Genomic DNA, 18,545 nt, shown 5'->3' with positions numbered 1-18,545 from the left:
TCCTCTCAGTCTGCCCGTTTGGCCAGAAACGACCGGATTTCGTCACTGCCTGCCGAGGCGTGCTGCTGCAGGTTCTGCGGCGCCTCGTCCAGTTCGGCAGTGATGTCCTGATAGGTTTCCAGATAGTTGGGCGGCAGACTGTGGGCGATGCCCTGGTGGCAGTCGATGCATGTCATGCCGGAATCGATAGCGCGCTGATGCTCGGACGCGGCGCGGGTTTCCTGAAGGGTGAAGTCCATATACTCGAAATTGTGACAGTTGCGGCATTCGCGGCTGTCGGATTCCTTCATTTTCTTCCACACTGCCGAAGCCATGCTCAGACGATGGTCCTCATATTTTTCCGGGGTGCTGATGGTGCCGGCCAGCTCGTGATAAACGTCCTTGACCGCCATGATCTTGGCTTTGATCTTGTGGTTCCATTCGTGCGGCACGTGGCAGTCGGAACAGATCGCGCGCACGCCCGAGTGGTTGTTGTAGTGGATCGTCTCGCGGTATTCACCAAGATTGGTTTCCATCGTGTGGCACGAGGTACAGAATTCCTCGGTATTGGTCAGTTCCAGCGTCCAGTGGAAACCGCCCCAGAACAGGATACCGGCCAGAAAACCGGCCAAAATCAGGAAGCCCGAGCTGAACATCACAGCCGGAGTCCAGATCGCGTTCCAGAGGCGGCCAATCCAGCCGCGATTTTCGGGGGAGTCTGCCATATCGGTGCTCCTTTCAAAGATGCGTTGGATCAGTTGCCGGAAGAAGGTTCGAATTCATTGTCGACCAGCGCCGGAGTGTCGGCCTGCGGCACGTGGCACTGATTGCAGAAATACCTTGTACCCGCGATCCGGTCCAGTTCACGGCCTTCGCGGTCCAGGTAGTGGGTCATCGAAAGGGTCGGCGCGTTGCGTTCGCCCGCTTTGGTCCAGTCGTGACAGGACAGGCACTGATTGGTGCGCAAGTCGATCTGGTATTGTTCAATGGAATGCGGGATCAGTGGTGGCTGCTGGCGATAATTCCGCTGCATGCGTCCTTCGACATTGCGATGGACCTGATCGAGGACCACTGGTTCATCCACTTCGGCTCCGCGTAGCGAATTCACCTGAGCGGACTGCGCCAGAGCAAACCCACTCAGGAGCAAAACGGGGATCAGGGCAATTCCGCCTGTCAGGATTGGTCTATTCATCATGGCACTCCCTTAGATAGGTCTGGCGGCGCGCGGCTTGGGCGCGGCGGCTGGATCGGCAGGCGCGACGAGGGCCTCGTCGAACCGGTGAGTAAATTTGAAGACATCGACCGCACACACATCAATGCAGCGGCCACAATTGGTGCAGTCAGGCGACAGGATCAGTGGGCTGGATCCCGGCTTGCCCTTCAGCGCGGGCGAAATCACCTGGTTTTCCGGGCAGACCGCATAGCAGTCCATGCAATCGTCACATGCGGCGCGGTTACTGGCGCTGACGCGCAGCAGGCTTTTTGCGCCGATCAGGCCGTAGAATGCCCCGACGGGGCAGATATGTCCGCACCAGCCATGGCGTGCGACCAGCAGGTCAAGCACAAATATCGCGGCGATCATGGCCCAGACAAATCCCATGCCGAAGATCAGGCCCCGGTGCAGCATGGTGATCGGATTCACGATCTCCCACGCAATCACGCCGGTCAGGCCCGAGACGATCAGGACTGTCGCCAATATCCACAGCCGGGTGCCGCGCTTTGGCTGCCAGCCTTTCGGCAGGTCCAAACGCCGATGCAGCCAACTGGCGGCATCAGTCACCGGGTTGATTGGACAAACCCAGGAACAATAGACCCGGCCACCGATCAGCGCGTAAGTGACAAGCACGATCAGCCCGCCGATCAGTGCGGTCAGTTCGGGCCAGTGGCCTGCCACCATGCTTTGCAGCAGGATCAGCGGATCGGTCAGCGGTAGAACGCCCAATGTCAATGATCCGGCCAGGTTGCCCTGAACGATCCAGATGCCAAACCACGGCCCCAGCAGGAACAGCACCAGAAAGAACACCTGGCTTGCCCGGCGCAACAGCAAAAAGCGATGCGCGCCGATCCAGCCCTTGGCCTCTATCGCCTCTTGGCCCACAGGTATCTGGGTGCTGGCGCTCATTGTCCCACTCCCGGCAGGTTGTATTCGGGCGCAAACCCTCCGGGTGTGACCAGATTGTCGGTGCCGGGCCCCGGCAGGCGGTCGGGCAGGTCAATGATGCCCTCGACCAGAGGAGCGCCCTTGGCGGCCTTTTCTTCCCAGCCCTTGCGGTAGTGATCCGCCGCGCTGCCACGCGCCAGACGGGCTGGAAGCACCTTTATTGCGGCTTCCGGCAAAACGCAGCTTTTCTCGCATACGCCGCAGCCGGTGCAGCGGTCCGCATGAACCGTCGGCGCAAAGATCGCGTGGCTGCCTGAGCGGGTATTGTGTGACGGCTCAAGCGTGATGGCCTCATCAATGACGGGGCAGACGCGATAACAGACATCACAGCGCAGGCCGAGGTAGTTCAGGCAATTCTCCTGATCTACCAGCACCGCAACGCCCATCTTGGCATCGTCGATGTTGTCCAGCGACGGGTCCAGCGCGCCGGTGGGGCAGGCGGCGACGCATGGAATGTCGTCGCACATCTCGCACGGCACGTCGCGGGCGGTGAAAAAAGGCGTCCCGGTGGCGCCGGAATCCGAGCCCAGTTCCGCCAGTTTCAGCGTATCGTAAGGGCAGTCCCGCACGCATAACCCGCAGCGGATGCAGGCCGACAGGAAATCCTCTTCGGGCAGCGCACCGGGCGGGCGCAGGGCCTCGGCCGGCAGGCTGCGCGCATCGCGCGCCAGCCAGGCCAGCAACGATCCTGCAACCACGCAGCCGCCCGCCGCGCGCGCCGTTCCCTGCAGGAAACGACGCCGTTGCGGCGAAAGAGGTGTGCCGGCAAGGGACATGGGGACTACCTTCGCGATCCGTGCCGGTTACGCGCGCTCGACCTTGCAGGCGCATTTCTTGAAGTCGGTCTCCTTCGAAAGCGGGCAGGTCGCGTCCAGCGTCAGCTTGTTGGTCAGCTGTCCCTCGTCGAACCACGGCATGAAAACCAGACCACGCGGAACCTTGTTGCGCCCGCGGGTCTCGACCCGGCTTGTGACTTCGCCGCGACGGGTGGACAGAACGATCTCCTGACCACGGCGCAGACCCCGATCCTTGGCATCTTGCGGATGCATGTAGACCACGGCCGCCGGATAGGCGCGGTGCAACTCGGGCACCCGGCGGGTCATCGAGCCGGAATGCCAGTGCTCCAGCACGCGACCGGTGCACAGCCACAGGTCGTATTCCGCATCCGGCTCCTCAGGGGCGGGTTCATACGGCGCAAAGATGATACTCGCCTTACCGTCAGGCTTGCCATAGAATTTCACGCCTGCGCCTTCGGGCACGTACGGGTCATAGCCTTCGCGGAAACGATAGAGCGTTTCCTTGCCGTCCACGACCGGCCAACGCATGCCGCGCGCCTGATGGTACATTTCGAATGGTGCCAGATCGTGGGCATGGCCACGTCCGAAATCGGCATATTCCTCGAACAGACCCTTCTGGACGTAGTATCCGAAATGCTCGGCATCATCGTTGTCGAAACCTTCGGCAGTTTCCGACAGCGGGTACTGGTCGATCTTCCCGTTGGCATACAGCACGTCATACATGGTCTTGCCGCGATGTTCCGGCATGGCAGCCAGCAGATCCTCGCCCCAGACCTCCTCGACGGTGAAGCGTTTCGCGAATTCCATCAGCTGCCACAGGTCGGACTTGGCCTCACCCGGGGCCTTGACCTGCTGCCGCCAGAACTGGGTGCGGCGCTCGGCGTTGCCATAGGCGCCTTCCTTCTCGACCCACATGGCGGTTGGCAGGATCAGGTCGGCGGACAGGGCGGTAACGGTGGGGTAGGGGTCCGACACGGTAATGAAGTTTTCCGGGTTGCGGTAGCCGGGATACCCTTCTTCGTTGATATTCGGCGCGGCCTGCATGTTGTTGTTGCACTGCACCCAATAGGCGTTCAGATCGCCATCCTTCAGCTTGCGGTTCTGCAGCACAGCGTGGAAGCCCGGTTTGGGCGGGATGGTGCCCGCAGGCACGTTCCATGCGGTCTCGCAGATTTCGCGGTGCTTGTCATTTGTCACCACCATGTCGGCGGGCAGACGGTGGGCAAAGGTGCCGACCTCGCGCGCCGTACCACAGGCCGAGGGCTGACCGGTCAGCGAGAAGGGCGAGTTGCCGGGTTCGGAAATCTTACCAACCAGCAGGTGCACGTTGTACATCAGCGAGTTCACCCACGACCCGCGGGTATGCTGGTTGAACCCCATGGTCCACAGGCTCATGACCTTGCGGTTCGGATCGGCATATTGCTGGGCCAGCTTCTCAAGCTTTTCGGCGGGCACACCGGACAGTTCCTCGGTGTATTCCAGCGTGTATTCCGACACCGCTTCGGCATATTCCTCGAAACTGATCGGTTCCATCTTGCCGACATTGGGGTTCGCTGCCTCTTGCTGCAGCGGGTGGTTGTCGCGCAGACCATAGCCGATATCGGTGGCAGTCTTGGTGATGTTGACGTGGTTCTTGACGAATTCCTCGTTCACCGCGCCGTTCTGGATGATGTAGTTGGCGATATAGTTCAGGATCGCCAGGTCGGTCTGCGGATTGAACACCATGCCGTTGTCGGCCAGCTCGAACGAGCGGTGTTCGAAGGTCGACAGAACATGTACCTCGCACCCCGGCTTGGTCAGGCGCGTATCGGTCAGGCGCGACCACAGGATCGGGTGCATCTCGGCCATGTTCGATCCCCACAACACGAAGGTATCCGCGTGCTCCAGATCGTCATAGCAGCCCATCGGTTCGTCGATACCGAAGGTGCGCATGAAACCCACAACGGCCGAGGCCATGCAGTGCCGCGCATTCGGGTCGATGTTGTTCGACCGGAACCCGGCCTTCATCAGCTTGGCGGCAGCATAACCTTCCCAGACCGTCCACTGACCGGAACCGAACATGCCGACACTGGTCGGACCTTTCTTGGCCAGCGCTTCTTTCCACTTGGCGGCCATCACGTCGAAGGCTTCGTCCCAGCTGACCGGCTCGAATTCGCCGTTCTTGTCATATTCGCCGTTTGACTTGCGCAGCAGCGGAGTGGTCAGGCGGTCATTGCCGTACATGATCTTGGACAGGAAATAGCCCTTGATGCAGTTCAGGCCCCGGTTGACCGGCGCGTCCGGGTCACCTTGCGTGGCCACGACGCGGCCATCCTTGGTGCCGATCAGAACCGAACAGCCTGTGCCGCAAAACCGGCAGGCCGCCTTGTCCCAGCGAATATCCGGCGTTGCCACCTGGGCATTGGCCTGTCCGGCGGCCATTGGAATACCTGCGGCCGAAGCAGTGGCTGCCGCGGCTGAAGCTTTTAGAAAAGTCCGGCGAGATTCAGAGATGGTCATTGCATGGGCCTCCTGCTGGTCGGTTGGCTTGGGGCATCAGGACGCGGATAGCTTTCCGCGAGATCCTCGAAATGGTGATAGGTCAGCGTCAAAGAGATCACTCCGGGGATCTGGTGCAGATCCATGATGATCTCGGACGCCATACGTGCGGGCGTGTCTTCGACGACAACGACAAAGCGGCCGTCGTCGGTTGCGGCGTGAACCTCGACCCCCGGCGTGTCTTCCATGACCTGGCGCGCTGTGCCGGTGCTGTCCGGGGCGACGTGAACAAGGCAACCGCAGATATTCATTGCAGTGTCTCCGGGTGTAAGGTTGCAGGGCGTTCAAATCTGACCGCGTCGGCGGGGCAGGACGTGGCGCAGCCGCCGCATCCGGTGCAGGTCTCGGTATTCAGAACCGGTTCCGCCTTGCCGCCAGGCATCAGCTTGAACCGGATCGAGCCTTCATCGCAGCTGTCCTGGCAAAGGCGGCAACTGATCCCGTTCAGTGACAGGCAAGCGCTGGCGACGATGGATGCGCGCCAGGGCCAGTCGGCCATGCGATCAGCGATCAGGGCGCCCGTTTGGCAGGCTTCCACGCAATCGCCGCAGAACGTGCACGCCCCGTCCGTCATCCGTAGCGTCGGGTATCCCCCCGCGCTGAGCGTAATGACATCTTCGGGGCAGGCGTCCAGACAATCACCGCAGGCGGTGCACATGTCCAGAAACCTGCTTTCCACCGCGCCCGGAGGCCTGATGGCACCGGGGTCTTCGCGGAGCATGCGCCCACTGAGAAAAGCGCGTCTGCTGGTTGGCTGACTCATGCGTTGCTGACCTGCGTTTCTGGGGGCAGGTGATCCTGCCCGGATTCGCTTGCTAGCGCATTTTCACAAGACCGGAGTTGATCCAGATCATGTTTTTTTGGAACCGTTTCTCCAGCTTGCAAAAACAAGGCAGACACGCCCAAGAGCGGTTGCCGAAGTATCTGCTTGTTTGCCAGCGAAACATCCACTCTCACAGTGGTACAACACCTTCGGCCCTTTGCCAAAACTTTTGTGCCACAATCAAAAGTTGTGATCAGATCATCATCTCGATCCGACTGCCGGGAAAGTGGGCCAGCACGGTATCAACCCGCGTCTTTGGGATCAGGCAAAGGGCTGTGGAAAGACCATCGGCAATCGCCGCTCGGGGGGCCGAGACCGAGACGGCCCGGTGCAAGGGCTTGCTACCGTCCGGGCTCAGGATGTGGCCCTGACCGTCCTTCAGAATCGTGCCTCCGGGTGCAGAAGTGGCAACCGCCCGGTCGCTGATCCCGATCCGTTTCAGAACCGCACCGTCAGGCCCGGCCAGCCCGACACGCCAGTGGCGGCCATCCGCGTTGGCGCCTGTGGCTGCGATCTCGCCCATGTCCACCAAAACGTTCCCAAGGCCCATGGACCGCAACAGATCGGCAATACGATCTGTTATCGCCCCCTGCGCTATTCCGTTCAGGGTCAGAGCCGACACACCGGGTTGTGGCAGAAGAATATGATCTGCCGTCACTGTGACTTGGTGCCAGCCGACCACCTGCCGGGCCGAGCGGATCACGCTTTCATCGGCACCAGAGGCCAAGGCAAGCCACAGAGGTTGAACACTCGGATCAAACGCCCCATCCGATGCGTCATGCAGTGCCGAACACAGGCTGAGAACGTTCAGCAACTCCGGCGCGGGGGCGGTCAGCGTCCCGTCGCGGTTCAACCTGCTCAACTCAGAATCGGGGCGATAGAGGCTGAAAATGTTCTCAAGCCTGCGCAGTTCCGCCTCGATGGCAGAGTTCACAGGACTGGCCTCGTCATCGGTCAGACCGGACAATTGCAGGCTGGCACGCGCGCCCAGTGCGGTGCCGCGCCAATGAGCGACTGGGGCAGCCTTTGCTCCGGCGGGCAAGGCCATGCAAGCCGCGGAAATCGACAGGAAACGGCGACGGGACAAAACGGTCATACGGGGGTCTCCAGATTCAGGTCCAGATCGACGGGCCCCAGAACCTCGTCAGCCGGGATGTCGGACAGGGGCAGGGCGGTGCCGCCATACCGATTGATAAAGTCATCGGCGTCGGCGGGATCACCAAAAGGAACAACCTCGCGTGCGCCCATGCCGCCGGCGACGTTGGCCCCGACCACAAATGTCGCGCCGTCGGCGGTGATCCAGTTGGAGATACCGGGTTCTCGCCAGTTTACCGCGATGCCCATGTCACTAACATAGACGGCGGTAATCTTGGCATCGCGTTCAGGGCTTTTCAGATAGGCCACCATGTCGCGCACTTGCGCAAAGAACAGCGGCGCAGGGTAGCCATCCAGATGAATCTGGCCCTTGGGTCCACCATGTTCGGCGATGTTCATCTGGCAGAAGAAACTCAGCGCGTCCGGGGTCAGATCGACCGGATCGGGGGCGACAGCGACCTCTTCCTTGCAGGCGGCCAGAGCAATCAGCGCAATCAGGCACAGGCGTTTCACGGCTCGACCCTCCGGAATGCCGCACGGGCAAGGGCAAAACCGATCACCGGCCAGAGCAGCAGCGACGCTGGTGCGGCCCAGACGGGCAGGGCCTGAGCTGCACCGGTCATACCAGACGCCATGGCGACGCCTTCGGTCGCGGCGATGTTCCACAGACGGAATGCGTCGGCCGGGTTGGCCACCATCACCCATGGAAAGACGGATTGGGTGAAGGTGCCGCCCTTGTCCATGACGACGGCCCCCAACAGGCCCAGATCATAAAGGACGACAAATACCAGCCATAGCCCGGCCGACAGACCTGCCGCCGCCGTGGACCCCTTTGCCAGGGCGGACAGCAGGTATCCCAGCGCCAGAAAGACAGCGCCCAGAAGGATGGATGTAAGGATGAGGCGTGCCAGCGCCATCAGGCTTTCCGGGCCTGCGCCACCAAAGAAGGCGGCGACGGCGCCAGCGGTTCCGAAACCGACGGTCATGGCAAAGGCCAGGGCGGCCAGATGGGCGGTGAACTTGCCTAACAGGATTTCTCCGCGCCCCGCCGGGTAGGACAGCAACAGCGACAGGCTGCCCCGGTCCACATCCCCCGCGATAGCGTCGAACGAGATCATCAGCGCCAGCAGCGGCGCCAGGTAGACTGAAAGCGTTGTCATCGAGGCGACCGAGACGGTCAGCATGTCAACGCCCAACGTGCCGGTCGGGGCGCTGCCTGCAAAGGTCAGGGCTAGCGCGAACAACACCATTATCAACGTTGCCACCAGCAGCCAGCGGTTGCGGCGCAGGATCAGCATCTCGGTGCGGGTGATGGCGAGGAAGCGGGTCATAGCCTCTCCTCCTGTGCATAATGGCGATAGAGGTCTTCCAGCTTGGGCGGGGTCATTTCCACATCCGCCACCGCGTCGCCCAACCCGGCGATTCGGCGCAGGGCCTCCATCTTGTCGTCAGATGTACAGAGCAACTCAACGGATGCGCCGTTGATCCGGTTGCCGCCCAGTTCGGCGGCAAGCGCTTCAGGGTTTGCGCTGGCGCGGACCCGCAGGCGTATCGGAAGTCCCGCCAGGGCGGACAGGTTGGTCAGCGTATCGTCGGCCACCATCCGGCCCTTGCGCATGATGGCAATGCGGTCGGTACGCGCCTCGACCTCGGTCAAAGCATGCGAGGCGATCAGGACCGCCGTGCCTTGCGCCGCCAGTTCGTCGATGATGGCGTAGAGATCCTGCCGAGAAATCGGATCCAACCCCGATGTCGGCTCGTCCAAGAGGGCCACTTTCGGCCTGCCCAGAAGAACCTGAGCCAGACCCAGACGCTGCCGCATCCCCTTGGAATAAGCGCCAATCCGGCGGTCGAGTGCATCGCTCAGGCCGACGCGTTCCAGCAGACCGGGCACATCGGCTTTGGCTCCGGACAGCTTGGCAAACAGCGTCAGTTGCTCGCGTCCGGTCAGGGCCGGGTGGAAGGAGACCGCTTCGGGCAGATAGGCCGTCTCGCGCCGCGCTTGTGCGCTGCCGGGGGCGGCATCCCCGATCCGAATGGCACCACCATGGATAGGTGTCAGTCCGAGAATGGATTTGATCAGGGTTGACTTGCCCGCACCGTTATGGCCCAGCAACGCGACGCGCTGGCCGGGGGCAAGTGACAGGGTGATATCGTCAAGAACGCGGGTTTTCCCTCGGTCCTTGAGTACATGGTCGATTGACAGGGCCTTATCCGTCATGAGGCACCTTTTTCATAGCTGGGGGTTCAGGGGCTTGCATTAGCGGGTTGCTGTCCATCACACCGCCCGGCAGCAGGGCCGGGAATGCAGATTGGGACCAGCGCACCAACTGCACGGCAGGCGAGCCGAGCAGCAATTTGGCTGAGGGTTGGGTCCACAGCACATGGTCCATCGAGTCATTGGGGCGATAGGGGGCATCGGCGATACCGTTGCCATCCACATCATACGCGGCGAAATCGGACCAGTAATTGCCGCGCCCTTCTTCTGACCACTCGACCCATTTGGTCGAAACGTATTTCACCTGTGTCCGGTTACCGACAAAGGCGTTGCCGACGATCCGATTGCGCTCGGACCCGGCGGTAAAGTGGATGCCGATGCCGCAACCTTGGAACCAGTTGTCGGTAAATTCGTTTTTGTTCGAGTTATAGAGGAAGGTGCATTTTTCCTTGGCACCTTTCACCACGTTTCCGGTGATAACGCTCTTGTTAGCGTAGTTCAGCATCACGCCATGTTCCCGGTCACTGATCGAGACATTGTTGGCGACGGTCACATTGGTCGTGAACATCACCGCATAGCCCAGATCGTTCCCGATTGAGACGTTGTCGCTGACCACCGAATTGTCGGCATACATGTAGTGCACGGCAAATCGAAGATCGCGGAACAAATTGCCCGTGAAGGTGTTCTTCTTGGACGAGTTCACAAAGATCCCATCGCGGCCGTAGCGAATGTCGTTGTCTTCCACTCGCGCGCCCGGCGCGTTCCAGACGTAGACTCCATTGCCACGGTCGTTCATCCGCTGGTCCAAACGCCCTTCGATCCGGTTACCACGCACGATGCTGTGCTTGGCCCCGTGAATGTCGACGCCATAAAGGTTGCCCAGCAATACGTTATCCTCGACCACTGGCGCATTGGCCGTTTTGGTCAGCTGGATGCCACTGTCGATTCCGTCATGGTCAGAACCCGAGCCGACCACCGTCAGCCCGCGTACCGTTACGCCCGGCCCGGTCACGGTAATGACGCTGCCGTCGCCTTGCCCGTCGATGGTGGCCTGGCCCTGCCCGTCGAGGGTAACGGGCCGGTCCAGAACCAGTGTTTCAAAGTATACGCCTGGGCTCAGGCGGAGGGTGTCTCCATCCGCCGCCTGCGCCAGTGTTTCGTTGATGGCCCCCGCCCGGTTGGGCACATCCCAGTCCGCCGCCCAAAGGGGCGAGCCGAGCAGGAGCGGTATGAGCAGGGACCAACGCATCGTTATGCGCTCCGCGGCTCAACAAACATCCGGCCGCGCATTTCCATGTGCAGCGCGTGGCAGAACCACTGGCAGTAATACCAGTGCACGCCCGGACGGTCAGCAATGAAGGTGACCGAGGCGGTGGCCTGAGGTGCGATCTCCATCGCGACGCCAAAGTTCGACAGGCACAGACCGTGGGTCACATCATCCACGTCATCCAGGTTGGTGACATAAATGGTGACTTCATCACCCTGCTTGACCGTGAACTTCTCCATGCTGAAGACAGGCGCGGTCGAGGTCATGTAGACGCGGACCTTGTTGCCGTCACGGATGGGTTCTTCGGCCCCTTCCTCCAGATCGACACCGTCTGCCGCGGCCTGCTGGCGCGCATCTTCCCACATCGGGTCGTTGCGGTCCCAGACATTGACCGGGTTCACCTTCGACCGGTGAACGATGATCGAGTCATGAGGCTCTGCAAAGGTCGGGCCGTCGTGGACCACTTTCATCTTGTCGCCCGAGATGTCGATCAGCTGCTCGTTCTCGGGCTTCAGCGGACCCACGTTCAGGAAGCGGTCTTTCGAGAACTTATTCATCGAAATCAGCCACTTGCCGTCCGCCTCGGCCGTTTCGCCCATCGAGGTCGAGTTATGGCCGGGCTGATAATGCACATCCACCTTGTCGACAATGGGATCGACGTCCGCACCCGCATAGGCTTCGATGGCCTTGGCGATGTCCCATTTCACCACCTGGCTGTCCAGGAACAGGGTGGTATAGGCATTGCCCTTGCCGTCGAACGCGGTGTGAAGCGGGCCAAGGCCCAACTGCGGTTCAGCAACGATGGCAGAACGCGGATCGGCATTGTCAGCAAACAGCGCGTCGACTTTCTCCACATCGATCACGGACACGGTCGGCGACAGCTTACCGTTGATCATGATGTGTTTCTTGTCGGGCGCGGCGTTCACACCGTGCGGCGAGTTCGGGATCGGGATATAGCGGGTCAGGTTGCCGCCAGCCTCTTTGCGGCCGTCCACGACCTTGACGCCGTTCAGTTCCTGATAGTTCCCGGCGGCCACGGCCTCTTCGATGCCCTTGAGGTTGAACACGACCACATGGTCCAGCTCGTTCTCGGTCATCTCGGCCAGGTTCATACCCATTTCCGAGTTGTACGAGGTCGAGAAGGCGTATTTGCCCTGATAGTCGCAGTCGGTGTTGTCGAGGTTGCCCGACACCATCACCTGCCACGCGATCTCCATCGTGTCACCGTCGATGGCGGTGAAGATGTTCACGTATTGCGACGGATCGTCGAGGATCTGACCATCATTCACCAGCGGCGCTTCATGCTCACCATTGGCAAAGACGTAGCCGGTGCGCGGGTATTTCTGCGGACGCAGGCCGTGGATGTCGTGCGCGTTCGGGATCTCGATGATCTTGTCGCATTTCATCACGTCACAGCGCACACGGGCCACGCGGGTGTTGGCCTTGTCATTCATGAACAGATAGCGGCCGTCATAGGTGCCATCGGTGAAGGACATGTGCGGGTGGTGCAGGTCGCCGTTGTCGTAAGTCACCTTGCCGTTTGCGGCCAGGAATTCCTTGGTTTCGGGCAGCAGGCCCTCGGTCAGGATTTTCAGTGACTCGTTGGTCTGACCCCAGCCCGTGGCCGAGCAGCGGTTGAACACCGGAACCCGCATCAGTTCGCGCATGGACGGCACGCCCATAATGCGCAGTTCACCGGTCTGGCCCGAAGACCAGAAGCCGTAATACTCGTCCAGTTCGCCCGGTTCCAGCGCGGCATTGGCGGCAGCGCTGGCTTGCTTGGCCGTCATCAGGGTCGAGCCCAGGCCGGTCCCGGCAATCACCGCGCCGGTGGCGGTTGCCCCCAGCATCCCGCGGCGTGTGATGTTCAGTTTGTTTTCATTGTCCGACATGATCGTTCCTCCTTTTTTAGGAAACGGATTGCGGTTTGGCGTTCGGATGGTTCGCCGGTGGTCGTCCGAGAGGGGTCTTGAGGTTGACCGACCCTGTCTTGGCCCGCCGTTTTAGCTGGCGGATAACGACGGGACATTTCGTCTCGGACTGATAGAGCACCTGGCAATGCAGACAGGTGACGCACTCGTTCGGGTTGATCTCACCTGTGGGGTGGATCGCCTGAACGGGGCATTCGTTGGCGCAGGTCTGACAGGGGCTGCCGCAATCGGGGTAACGGCGCAGCCAATCGAACATGCGGATACGGGCAGGGATCGCCAGCGCTCCGCCCAGCGGGCAGAGGTAGCGGCAATAGAACCGTTCGATGAACAGCCCAATCCCCAGCAGGGCCAGCGCAAAGACCACAAAGGGCCAGTCACGCATGAATTTCAGAATGATCGCGGTCTTGAACGGCTCGACCTCGGCGTATTTCTCGGCCAGCGGGATCGAGACAAAGCTGATGCCGAAGAGAACGAGGAAGATCATGTACTTCGCAGGCCAAAGCCGTTCGTTCAGGCCCCAAGGCAGGGTCCATTGCGGAACCTTCAACGCGCGCGCGATCTTGTTGGTCAACTCCTGTAGTGCACCAAACGGGCACAGCCAGCCGCAATAGGCCCCGCGCCCCCAGAACAGCAGCGCAGCGGCGACAGCGAACCACTGAATGAAGACCAGCGGGTCCAATAGGAACGCGTCCCAGGAAAATCCGGTCCGCAAGCTTCCGGCCAGTGCCATCAGATTCACCACACTCAACTGCGCATTGGCGTACCAGCCAATGAAGAACAGCGTCATGGTCAGGTATCCGATGCGGAACCAGTAAAAGACGCGCGCGTTCATGGTGGCGTGGAACTGGAAGAAGAAAGTCGCGGTCAGCACCAGCAGCATGACGATAAGAACGCCGATCTCGACGGTGCGGTCCTTCCAGATGCGTTGCCACAAAGCAGCCTTGGCAGCGGCTTCGCCGGTGGCATCATCGACAACAACGGGGGCAGCGACGGGCAGCAGGTACTGTTCCGGCAACTTGTAGCCCAGGTCGAAGGTCAGAAAGGTTTTTTCGACCGCACCCACGGCGCGCTGCACCAGCAGTTGCAGGCGGAAGGGTGCGGCGGGGTCGAACTCGGCGTCGGCCGGGATCTTGAAGATGTCGAGTTCGGTAAAGCTGGGCGCATCCGGCGCGGCCACTTCACCTAGACGACGCTGTTGACGGTCGAAGAACCGCACCGAACTGTCGCCCTGAATCAGTTGAACCCGGTCGAAAATCCCGCCACGCACATAGCCCGAGCCTTTGAAACTATAGGCGCCGCGCCCCAATACCAGAATGGCCTGCTCGCCTTCGTCCAGCCAGTTGATCAGGTTCTGGTATTCAGCCTCACCCAGCAGCGACTTGCCGATGGACGGCACCGAAACCAGTGCCACGTGCATGTCGATGAAGGTATCATCGGGTTCGCCGGGTTCGGGGCGTCTGATGGCGCGCTGATCTCCGGTGGCCTCGAAGGCGGCATTCACCTGGCCGATATCCAGCGTCATCCGCCGGACCGAACCGTCGCCCGAAAGTGTCGTCCAGTCGAAAACAGCATTCTGCGCCATGTCGACTTCGCGTTTCGGTCCATCGGCCTTTACCGGAGACAGTCCACCCAGCCCCAACGCGCGCGCCACTTTGATACCACCACGCACAAGGCTGTCGTCAATCACCATGATCGTCACGGTCGCGCCCGAGATGATGTCCAGGTCATGCCCTTCACCGCCGGTTTCGGCCTCACGCTTGAGGTCCAGGCCGGCATAGCCTTCGGTCAGCTCGACCATGCGCGAATTGGGGATGCCGATCAGAACGATCGGTTCCGAGTGTTTGACCAGTTTCACACCGGTCAGGACCGCGTCACTGTCTATGGCCGCCACCACGTGAATGGGTTTGCCGGAATAACCGGTGGTGCCGACGAAATCAGATGTCAGGAACGCCCAGGCAACCGTTTCGCCCCCCTTCAAAACCGGGGCAACGGGTAATTCATCGCGGACCGGACCAAAGGCATCGGCTTCTGGAACCAGATCGGCAGGAGCAATTTCGGGCAGAAAGCTGGCGAGGCTGTCGGCATGCGCGCTGATCGCCATCAGGCAGGACAGGGTGAAGGCCAGCAGGAAATGGATTGCGCGACTTACGACCATGGCGCACCTCCGATTACTTGGGTGGATGCCATGGACGTGCGCAGGGCGCGTTCAGATTCTTCTTTGGTCAAATGCGGGGGACCCCGGGTTTCGGGCCATAGCCATTTCGGGCTGTACAAATCGCACTGGCGCTGGTTCGCGACGTGTACAAGCCGCACATCTCCGGCCTGCACGACAAGCGGCAGGTCTGGCAGCGGCGCTGCCGTCGTCACCGCGCAAAGCGCACAATCGGCGCATTTCGGACAGGGCGCGGTCGGGTCGTCGGTATCTTCTTCCAGATCAACCTCAACCCAGACCGCCCCTGCCTCCGAGCAGATCTCGATCCACATGCTGTCGCCGGAACTCGCCAGTGCCGGGCCAAGCATTTGTAACAGCAACAGGAATATGCCCACCAAACCGCACACCGCGCGGGACACGCGATCAAACAAGTTATGCGGAGGGCGGAAGGTGGGCATTGAGAATCCAACTCGGCGTTCTTTCCCGAACCCTATGGGATTCTCTCAAGCAGAAACTTGACTTAGGTCAGGTCCGAGAAAATTTGCACCTATTCATCGGCCTCATCCATCAACCCGCGCAGCCAGCGCCCGGCCAGCCATGTCGCTGGAATCCCTAAAGGAATCGACCAAAGGATCGCCGGAACTGGTTCAATTGCGCCGAAACCGGCGCTGTGCAGGATCAGGCCAAGCAAAAACAGGTTGATGGCCACGGTCAGTGCCGTGGCCGGGTACAGCAGTATGGCCAGTTTCCAAACTGGCCATCTGCCCTCAGTGGCTGGTGCCTTCCGAGAAGGTGATCTTGTTCCAGACATTGTATTTCCCCGAAGGTTTGCGCATCGGCAGACGGCGAACTTCCTCCAGCGTCTGCGCATCATAGACGATCACCGCGCCGTCATCCTCCCAGATCGAAACCAACGCATGGCTGCCGTCCTTGGTAAATTCTACATGGGCCACGGTTTTGCCCGGAGCAGGCCGCAAAGTTTTTATGATTTCAAAGCTTTGCTTGTCGATGACATGCATCGCATCCTTGTTGGGTCCAAAGAACACGTCGGCCCAGACGTAGGGTGAGTTCTCATGGCTGCGCATGAAGAACCCGGGCCCTTCGGTCTTGATCCGCTTGACGGTTTCCCATGTCTGCATGTCGATCACCGACACCGTGCCATCGGTCAGATGCGGAGTGGCCATCACGGTTGTATCACCGTGCTGCCATGTGATGCCCGACCCCAGATGCGGCATCCCCGGCAGGTCCAGATCGGCCACTTTCTGACCGATGACCAGGTCGATCACCTGCCCGCCTTTACCATCACGGGACGCACCCATGACGTATTCGTAGCTCTGATCGAAAAAGAAATCGTCCAAATAGTCCGGCGTCGTGATCTTGCGCACCGGGAAGGGGTTGGGGTTCTTGAACTGCCCTTCGATGCGGAAGTCATGACCCAGCCCGGATTGCGGCGGGTTGGCGCCATAAAAGACCTCCCAAATCTCGGGCACATCTTTCAGCGCCAGAACAAAACTCTCGCGCGGCGGAGCCTGATACACGGCCGAAACACGGCTGCCCTTGCCCTTCTTGCCTTTGATCTCGATGACCTTGGCAACCGACAGATCCTCTGTCGACAACAAGGTCAGGGTGTTGGGCAAGTAATTTGCCACGGCCACCCATTTGCCGTCGCCGGACATGGCGATGTTACGGCTGTTCAGGCCGGCGCGCACTCGACCCACCTGTTTCAACGCCCAGATGTCATATTTCTGCACCCAGCCGTCGCGCGACATGATGAAGACATATCGTCCGTCGGGGCTGAACTTTGGCCCGCCATGCACGGCAAAGGGGGTCTCGAACCGGTCGAGAACTTCGAACGTGTCACCATCCAGAACGCTGACATGGTGATCGCCGGTTTCAACGACCAGCGTGATGTTCATGGGGTCACTGTCCCAGACAGGGGCATCAACCGATGTGTAATCCTCGTCCAGGGCACGGCTGGCCATAATCTCGGCCTCGCCCCAATCCGGGTCGGTCTCCAGCGGCGATTTAAGCCAACCTGCCAATTCCTCGACCTGCAAGGCGTCAAGCTCATGCGAAAACCCCGGCATCTGTGTCGCCGCCCGCCCTTCGGCAATTACTGCGGCAACACGGGGGCCGCGCATGCGTTTCAAGGTCTCGGGGATCAGCGCCGGACCCACACCGCCCAGACGGCTCTCACCGTGGCACGATGCGCAATGCTCGGCATAGTCTGAAGGCGCATCCGCCCAAGCCGCCCCGACACTGAGGATCGAACACAAGACCCCGATCTTCATCTTTTTACAAATACTCCCGCCGGAGGCTTCAGAACTCACCACCCGCACAGGTGCTGGGTGAACAGAACGCCCATTATCAAAAGAACTGATGCGCCGGATCATGACGTTTCCCCCGGAACGGCGTGACCTGCAGACGTTCGCCCGCGTCGTCCACGCCGATTTCTTGATTTGACAGATAGCAGGCCGGATCTTCGGCCCAGGGATCGCCGGTCAGTTGCAAGGCGCGAATGCGGGTGTTGCCGCCACACACATCCTTCAGCTGACAGGCGCCACAGCGCCCCTTCAGCGGGCGGGGGCGCGTGCGCAGCATGGCCAGCATCGGGTCATCACTGGTCCAAAGTTCTGAAAACGATTTTGTCTTCACGTTGCCGACCGTGTAGTCGGACCAATAAGTGTCGGGATGCACGCGACCGAGATTGTCGATATTGGCAACACCCAGACCGCTGGAGTTGCCACCCCATGCGGCAAGATGTTCGCGCACATGCGCCTCTTTCTCTGCATCGAAACGCGAACGTACCCAGTTCAGAAAATACCCGGCATCCGCGTCGTTGTTGCCGGTGACGATATCCAGCGGTCGCCCTCCAGAGGCCGCCTCCCATGCGCGCTCCAACAACAGGTCCAATCCCTTGCGGGTGAGCAGATGCTCGGCATCCTCGCCCCGGTTCTTGTCGCCACGTCCGGCATAGACCAGGTGGGACAAGTAGAACTTGTCCACTCCCTCGTCGTCACACAGTTTCAGCAGGTCGGGCAGGTGATGCTGGGTCCCTTCGGTCAGGCAAAAACGCAGACCAACCTTGATGCCGCGTTTCTTGCATTCACGTACGCCGCGCAGGGCGTCGGCAAAAGCACCCTTGACCCCACGGAACCAATCGTTCGTGGCCCCGATCCCGTCCAGCGAGATGCCGACATAGCTGAACCCCACATCGGCGATCATGTCAGCGGTTTCGTCGTAAATCCGCGTTCCATTTGTCGACAGCGCCAGCATCGGCACCAGATCGCGGGCGCGTTTCGCGATGTCGAAGAAGTCGAACCGGTCCAGCGGCTCCCCACCCGAGAGGATCAGGGCCGGGACGCGAAACTGGCCCAGATCCTCAAGGGTAACCATGGCTTGCTCGTGGCTGAGCTCACCCGGGAAGGCCACATCCGCCGAGACGGTGTAGCAATGGCGGCACTTCAGGTTGCAGCGCCGTGTCAGGTTCCAGATCACCACCGGCTTCGCCGGACCCGGACGCCGTTTGCGCACCGGCGTCGGATTGACCAGTTGATGCATGTATTCGGTCAGGCGGAACATGT

The 18,545-nt window shown here is 60.7% G+C and carries 19 protein-coding genes; all 19 read right to left on the bottom strand.

The genetic code is table 11. The features are described 5' to 3' along the window. Positions 1-5: 5 nt before the first annotated feature. Positions 6-704, bottom strand: coding sequence for a NapC/NirT family cytochrome c (locus ACR0J8_RS10200; RefSeq protein ID WP_170614020.1), 699 nt, complete (start codon positions 702-704; stop codon positions 6-8). Positions 705-733: 29 nt separating this feature from the next. After that, positions 734-1,171 carry a nitrate reductase cytochrome c-type subunit gene (locus ACR0J8_RS10195; RefSeq protein WP_170614019.1) on the bottom strand — a complete coding sequence of 146 codons (438 nt, stop codon included), beginning with the start codon at positions 1,169-1,171 and terminating at the stop codon, positions 734-736. A 12-nt stretch (positions 1,172-1,183) separates the two neighbouring features. Next, positions 1,184-2,101: a quinol dehydrogenase ferredoxin subunit NapH gene (gene napH, locus ACR0J8_RS10190; RefSeq protein ID WP_480524503.1), complete on the bottom strand. Its 918-nt coding sequence runs from the start codon at positions 2,099-2,101 to the stop codon at positions 1,184-1,186. After that, positions 2,098-2,916: a ferredoxin-type protein NapG gene (napG, locus tag ACR0J8_RS10185; RefSeq protein ID WP_480524501.1), complete on the bottom strand. Its 819-nt coding sequence runs from the start codon at positions 2,914-2,916 to the stop codon at positions 2,098-2,100. The genes napH and napG overlap by 4 nt, the downstream gene beginning before the upstream one ends. A gap of 27 nt (positions 2,917-2,943) precedes the next feature. Next, positions 2,944-5,436 (bottom strand): nitrate reductase catalytic subunit NapA, encoded by a 2,493-nt coding sequence (napA, locus tag ACR0J8_RS10180; RefSeq protein WP_480524500.1) that lies wholly within the window; start codon positions 5,434-5,436, stop codon positions 2,944-2,946. Beyond that, positions 5,433-5,726 (bottom strand): chaperone NapD, encoded by a 294-nt coding sequence (locus tag ACR0J8_RS10175; RefSeq protein WP_170614015.1) that lies wholly within the window; start codon positions 5,724-5,726, stop codon positions 5,433-5,435. Before ACR0J8_RS10175 ends, napA begins: the two co-directional genes overlap by 4 nt. Then, positions 5,723-6,196 carry a ferredoxin-type protein NapF gene (gene napF, locus ACR0J8_RS10170; protein WP_480889972.1) on the bottom strand — a complete coding sequence of 158 codons (474 nt, stop codon included), beginning with the start codon at positions 6,194-6,196 and terminating at the stop codon, positions 5,723-5,725. The genes ACR0J8_RS10175 and napF overlap by 4 nt, the downstream gene beginning before the upstream one ends. 38 nt (positions 6,197-6,234) lie before the next feature. Then, complete coding sequence (locus ACR0J8_RS10165) at positions 6,235-6,426, bottom strand: hypothetical protein (RefSeq protein WP_480889969.1); 192 nt, start codon at positions 6,424-6,426, stop codon at positions 6,235-6,237. 65 nt (positions 6,427-6,491) lie between these two features. Further along, the gene (locus ACR0J8_RS10160; protein ID WP_480524496.1) at positions 6,492-7,394 is read right to left on the bottom strand and encodes an FAD:protein FMN transferase; all 903 of its coding nucleotides are present in this window, start codon (positions 7,392-7,394) and stop codon (positions 6,492-6,494) included. Next, complete coding sequence (locus tag ACR0J8_RS10155; protein ID WP_480524495.1) at positions 7,391-7,906, bottom strand: nitrous oxide reductase accessory protein NosL; 516 nt, start codon at positions 7,904-7,906, stop codon at positions 7,391-7,393. Before ACR0J8_RS10155 ends, ACR0J8_RS10160 begins: the two co-directional genes overlap by 4 nt. Then, positions 7,903-8,724: an ABC transporter permease gene (locus ACR0J8_RS10150; protein WP_170808020.1), complete on the bottom strand. Its 822-nt coding sequence runs from the start codon at positions 8,722-8,724 to the stop codon at positions 7,903-7,905. The genes ACR0J8_RS10155 and ACR0J8_RS10150 overlap by 4 nt, the downstream gene beginning before the upstream one ends. Next, complete coding sequence (locus ACR0J8_RS10145; RefSeq protein WP_170614010.1) at positions 8,721-9,614, bottom strand: ABC transporter ATP-binding protein; 894 nt, start codon at positions 9,612-9,614, stop codon at positions 8,721-8,723. The genes ACR0J8_RS10150 and ACR0J8_RS10145 overlap by 4 nt, the downstream gene beginning before the upstream one ends. After that, on the bottom strand, positions 9,604-10,860 hold the full coding sequence (locus ACR0J8_RS10140) for a nitrous oxide reductase family maturation protein NosD (RefSeq protein ID WP_170614009.1): 1,257 nt from the start codon (positions 10,858-10,860) through the stop codon (positions 9,604-9,606). The genes ACR0J8_RS10145 and ACR0J8_RS10140 overlap by 11 nt, the downstream gene beginning before the upstream one ends. Before the next feature lie 2 nt (positions 10,861-10,862). Then, the gene (nosZ, locus tag ACR0J8_RS10135) at positions 10,863-12,770 is read right to left on the bottom strand and encodes a TAT-dependent nitrous-oxide reductase (RefSeq protein ID WP_480524492.1); all 1,908 of its coding nucleotides are present in this window, start codon (positions 12,768-12,770) and stop codon (positions 10,863-10,865) included. Between the two features lie 16 nt (positions 12,771-12,786). Continuing rightward, positions 12,787-14,964 carry a 4Fe-4S binding protein gene (locus ACR0J8_RS10130; RefSeq protein WP_480889964.1) on the bottom strand — a complete coding sequence of 726 codons (2,178 nt, stop codon included), beginning with the start codon at positions 14,962-14,964 and terminating at the stop codon, positions 12,787-12,789. Continuing rightward, a complete protein-coding gene (locus ACR0J8_RS10125; protein WP_480889961.1) occupies positions 14,955-15,419 on the bottom strand; it encodes a DUF2946 family protein in 465 nt (154 codons plus the stop codon). The genes ACR0J8_RS10130 and ACR0J8_RS10125 overlap by 10 nt, the downstream gene beginning before the upstream one ends. Before the next feature lie 89 nt (positions 15,420-15,508). Beyond that, the gene (locus ACR0J8_RS10120; protein WP_480441058.1) at positions 15,509-15,670 is read right to left on the bottom strand and encodes a hypothetical protein; all 162 of its coding nucleotides are present in this window, start codon (positions 15,668-15,670) and stop codon (positions 15,509-15,511) included. 58 nt (positions 15,671-15,728) lie between these two features. Next, positions 15,729-17,252 carry a cytochrome D1 domain-containing protein gene (locus ACR0J8_RS10115; RefSeq protein WP_480889958.1) on the bottom strand — a complete coding sequence of 508 codons (1,524 nt, stop codon included), beginning with the start codon at positions 17,250-17,252 and terminating at the stop codon, positions 15,729-15,731. A gap of 76 nt (positions 17,253-17,328) precedes the next feature. Further along, positions 17,329-18,543, bottom strand: coding sequence for a heme d1 biosynthesis radical SAM protein NirJ (nirJ, locus tag ACR0J8_RS10110; RefSeq protein ID WP_480889956.1), 1,215 nt, complete (start codon positions 18,541-18,543; stop codon positions 17,329-17,331). Positions 18,544-18,545: the final 2 nt, after the last annotated feature.

The sequence above is a fragment of the Ruegeria sp. N11 genome (assembly GCF_056531525.1).
This window is presented reverse-complemented; position numbering and strand designations above follow the sequence as displayed.

Bases quoted from the DNA above. Each gene is read 5' to 3' on its own strand.
- ACR0J8_RS10200 (WP_170614020.1), bottom strand. From the start codon at position 704: ATGGCAGACTCCCCCGAAAATCGCGGCTGGATTGGCCGCCTCTGGAAC.
- ACR0J8_RS10195 (WP_170614019.1), bottom strand. From the start codon at position 1,171: ATGAATAGACCAATCCTGACAGGCGGAATTGCCCTGATCCCCGTTTTG.
- napH (WP_480524503.1), bottom strand. From the start codon at position 2,101: ATGAGCGCCAGCACCCAGATACCTGTGGGCCAAGAGGCGATAGAGGCC.
- napG (WP_480524501.1), bottom strand. From the start codon at position 2,916: ATGTCCCTTGCCGGCACACCTCTTTCGCCGCAACGGCGTCGTTTCCTG.
- napA (WP_480524500.1), bottom strand. From the start codon at position 5,436: ATGACCATCTCTGAATCTCGCCGGACTTTTCTAAAAGCTTCAGCCGCG.
- ACR0J8_RS10175 (WP_170614015.1), bottom strand. From the start codon at position 5,726: ATGAATATCTGCGGTTGCCTTGTTCACGTCGCCCCGGACAGCACCGGC.
- napF (WP_480889972.1), bottom strand. From the start codon at position 6,196: ATGCTCCGCGAAGACCCCGGTGCCATCAGGCCTCCGGGCGCGGTGGAA.
- ACR0J8_RS10160 (WP_480524496.1), bottom strand. From the start codon at position 7,394: ATGACCGTTTTGTCCCGTCGCCGTTTCCTGTCGATTTCCGCGGCTTGC.
- ACR0J8_RS10150 (WP_170808020.1), bottom strand. From the start codon at position 8,724: ATGACCCGCTTCCTCGCCATCACCCGCACCGAGATGCTGATCCTGCGC.
- ACR0J8_RS10145 (WP_170614010.1), bottom strand. From the start codon at position 9,614: ATGACGGATAAGGCCCTGTCAATCGACCATGTACTCAAGGACCGAGGG.
- ACR0J8_RS10140 (WP_170614009.1), bottom strand. From the start codon at position 10,860: ATGCGTTGGTCCCTGCTCATACCGCTCCTGCTCGGCTCGCCCCTTTGG.
- nosZ (WP_480524492.1), bottom strand. From the start codon at position 12,770: ATGTCGGACAATGAAAACAAACTGAACATCACACGCCGCGGGATGCTG.
- ACR0J8_RS10130 (WP_480889964.1), bottom strand. From the start codon at position 14,964: ATGGTCGTAAGTCGCGCAATCCATTTCCTGCTGGCCTTCACCCTGTCC.
- ACR0J8_RS10125 (WP_480889961.1), bottom strand. From the start codon at position 15,419: ATGCCCACCTTCCGCCCTCCGCATAACTTGTTTGATCGCGTGTCCCGC.
- ACR0J8_RS10115 (WP_480889958.1), bottom strand. From the start codon at position 17,252: ATGAAGATCGGGGTCTTGTGTTCGATCCTCAGTGTCGGGGCGGCTTGG.
- nirJ (WP_480889956.1), bottom strand. From the start codon at position 18,543: ATGTTCCGCCTGACCGAATACATGCATCAACTGGTCAATCCGACGCCG.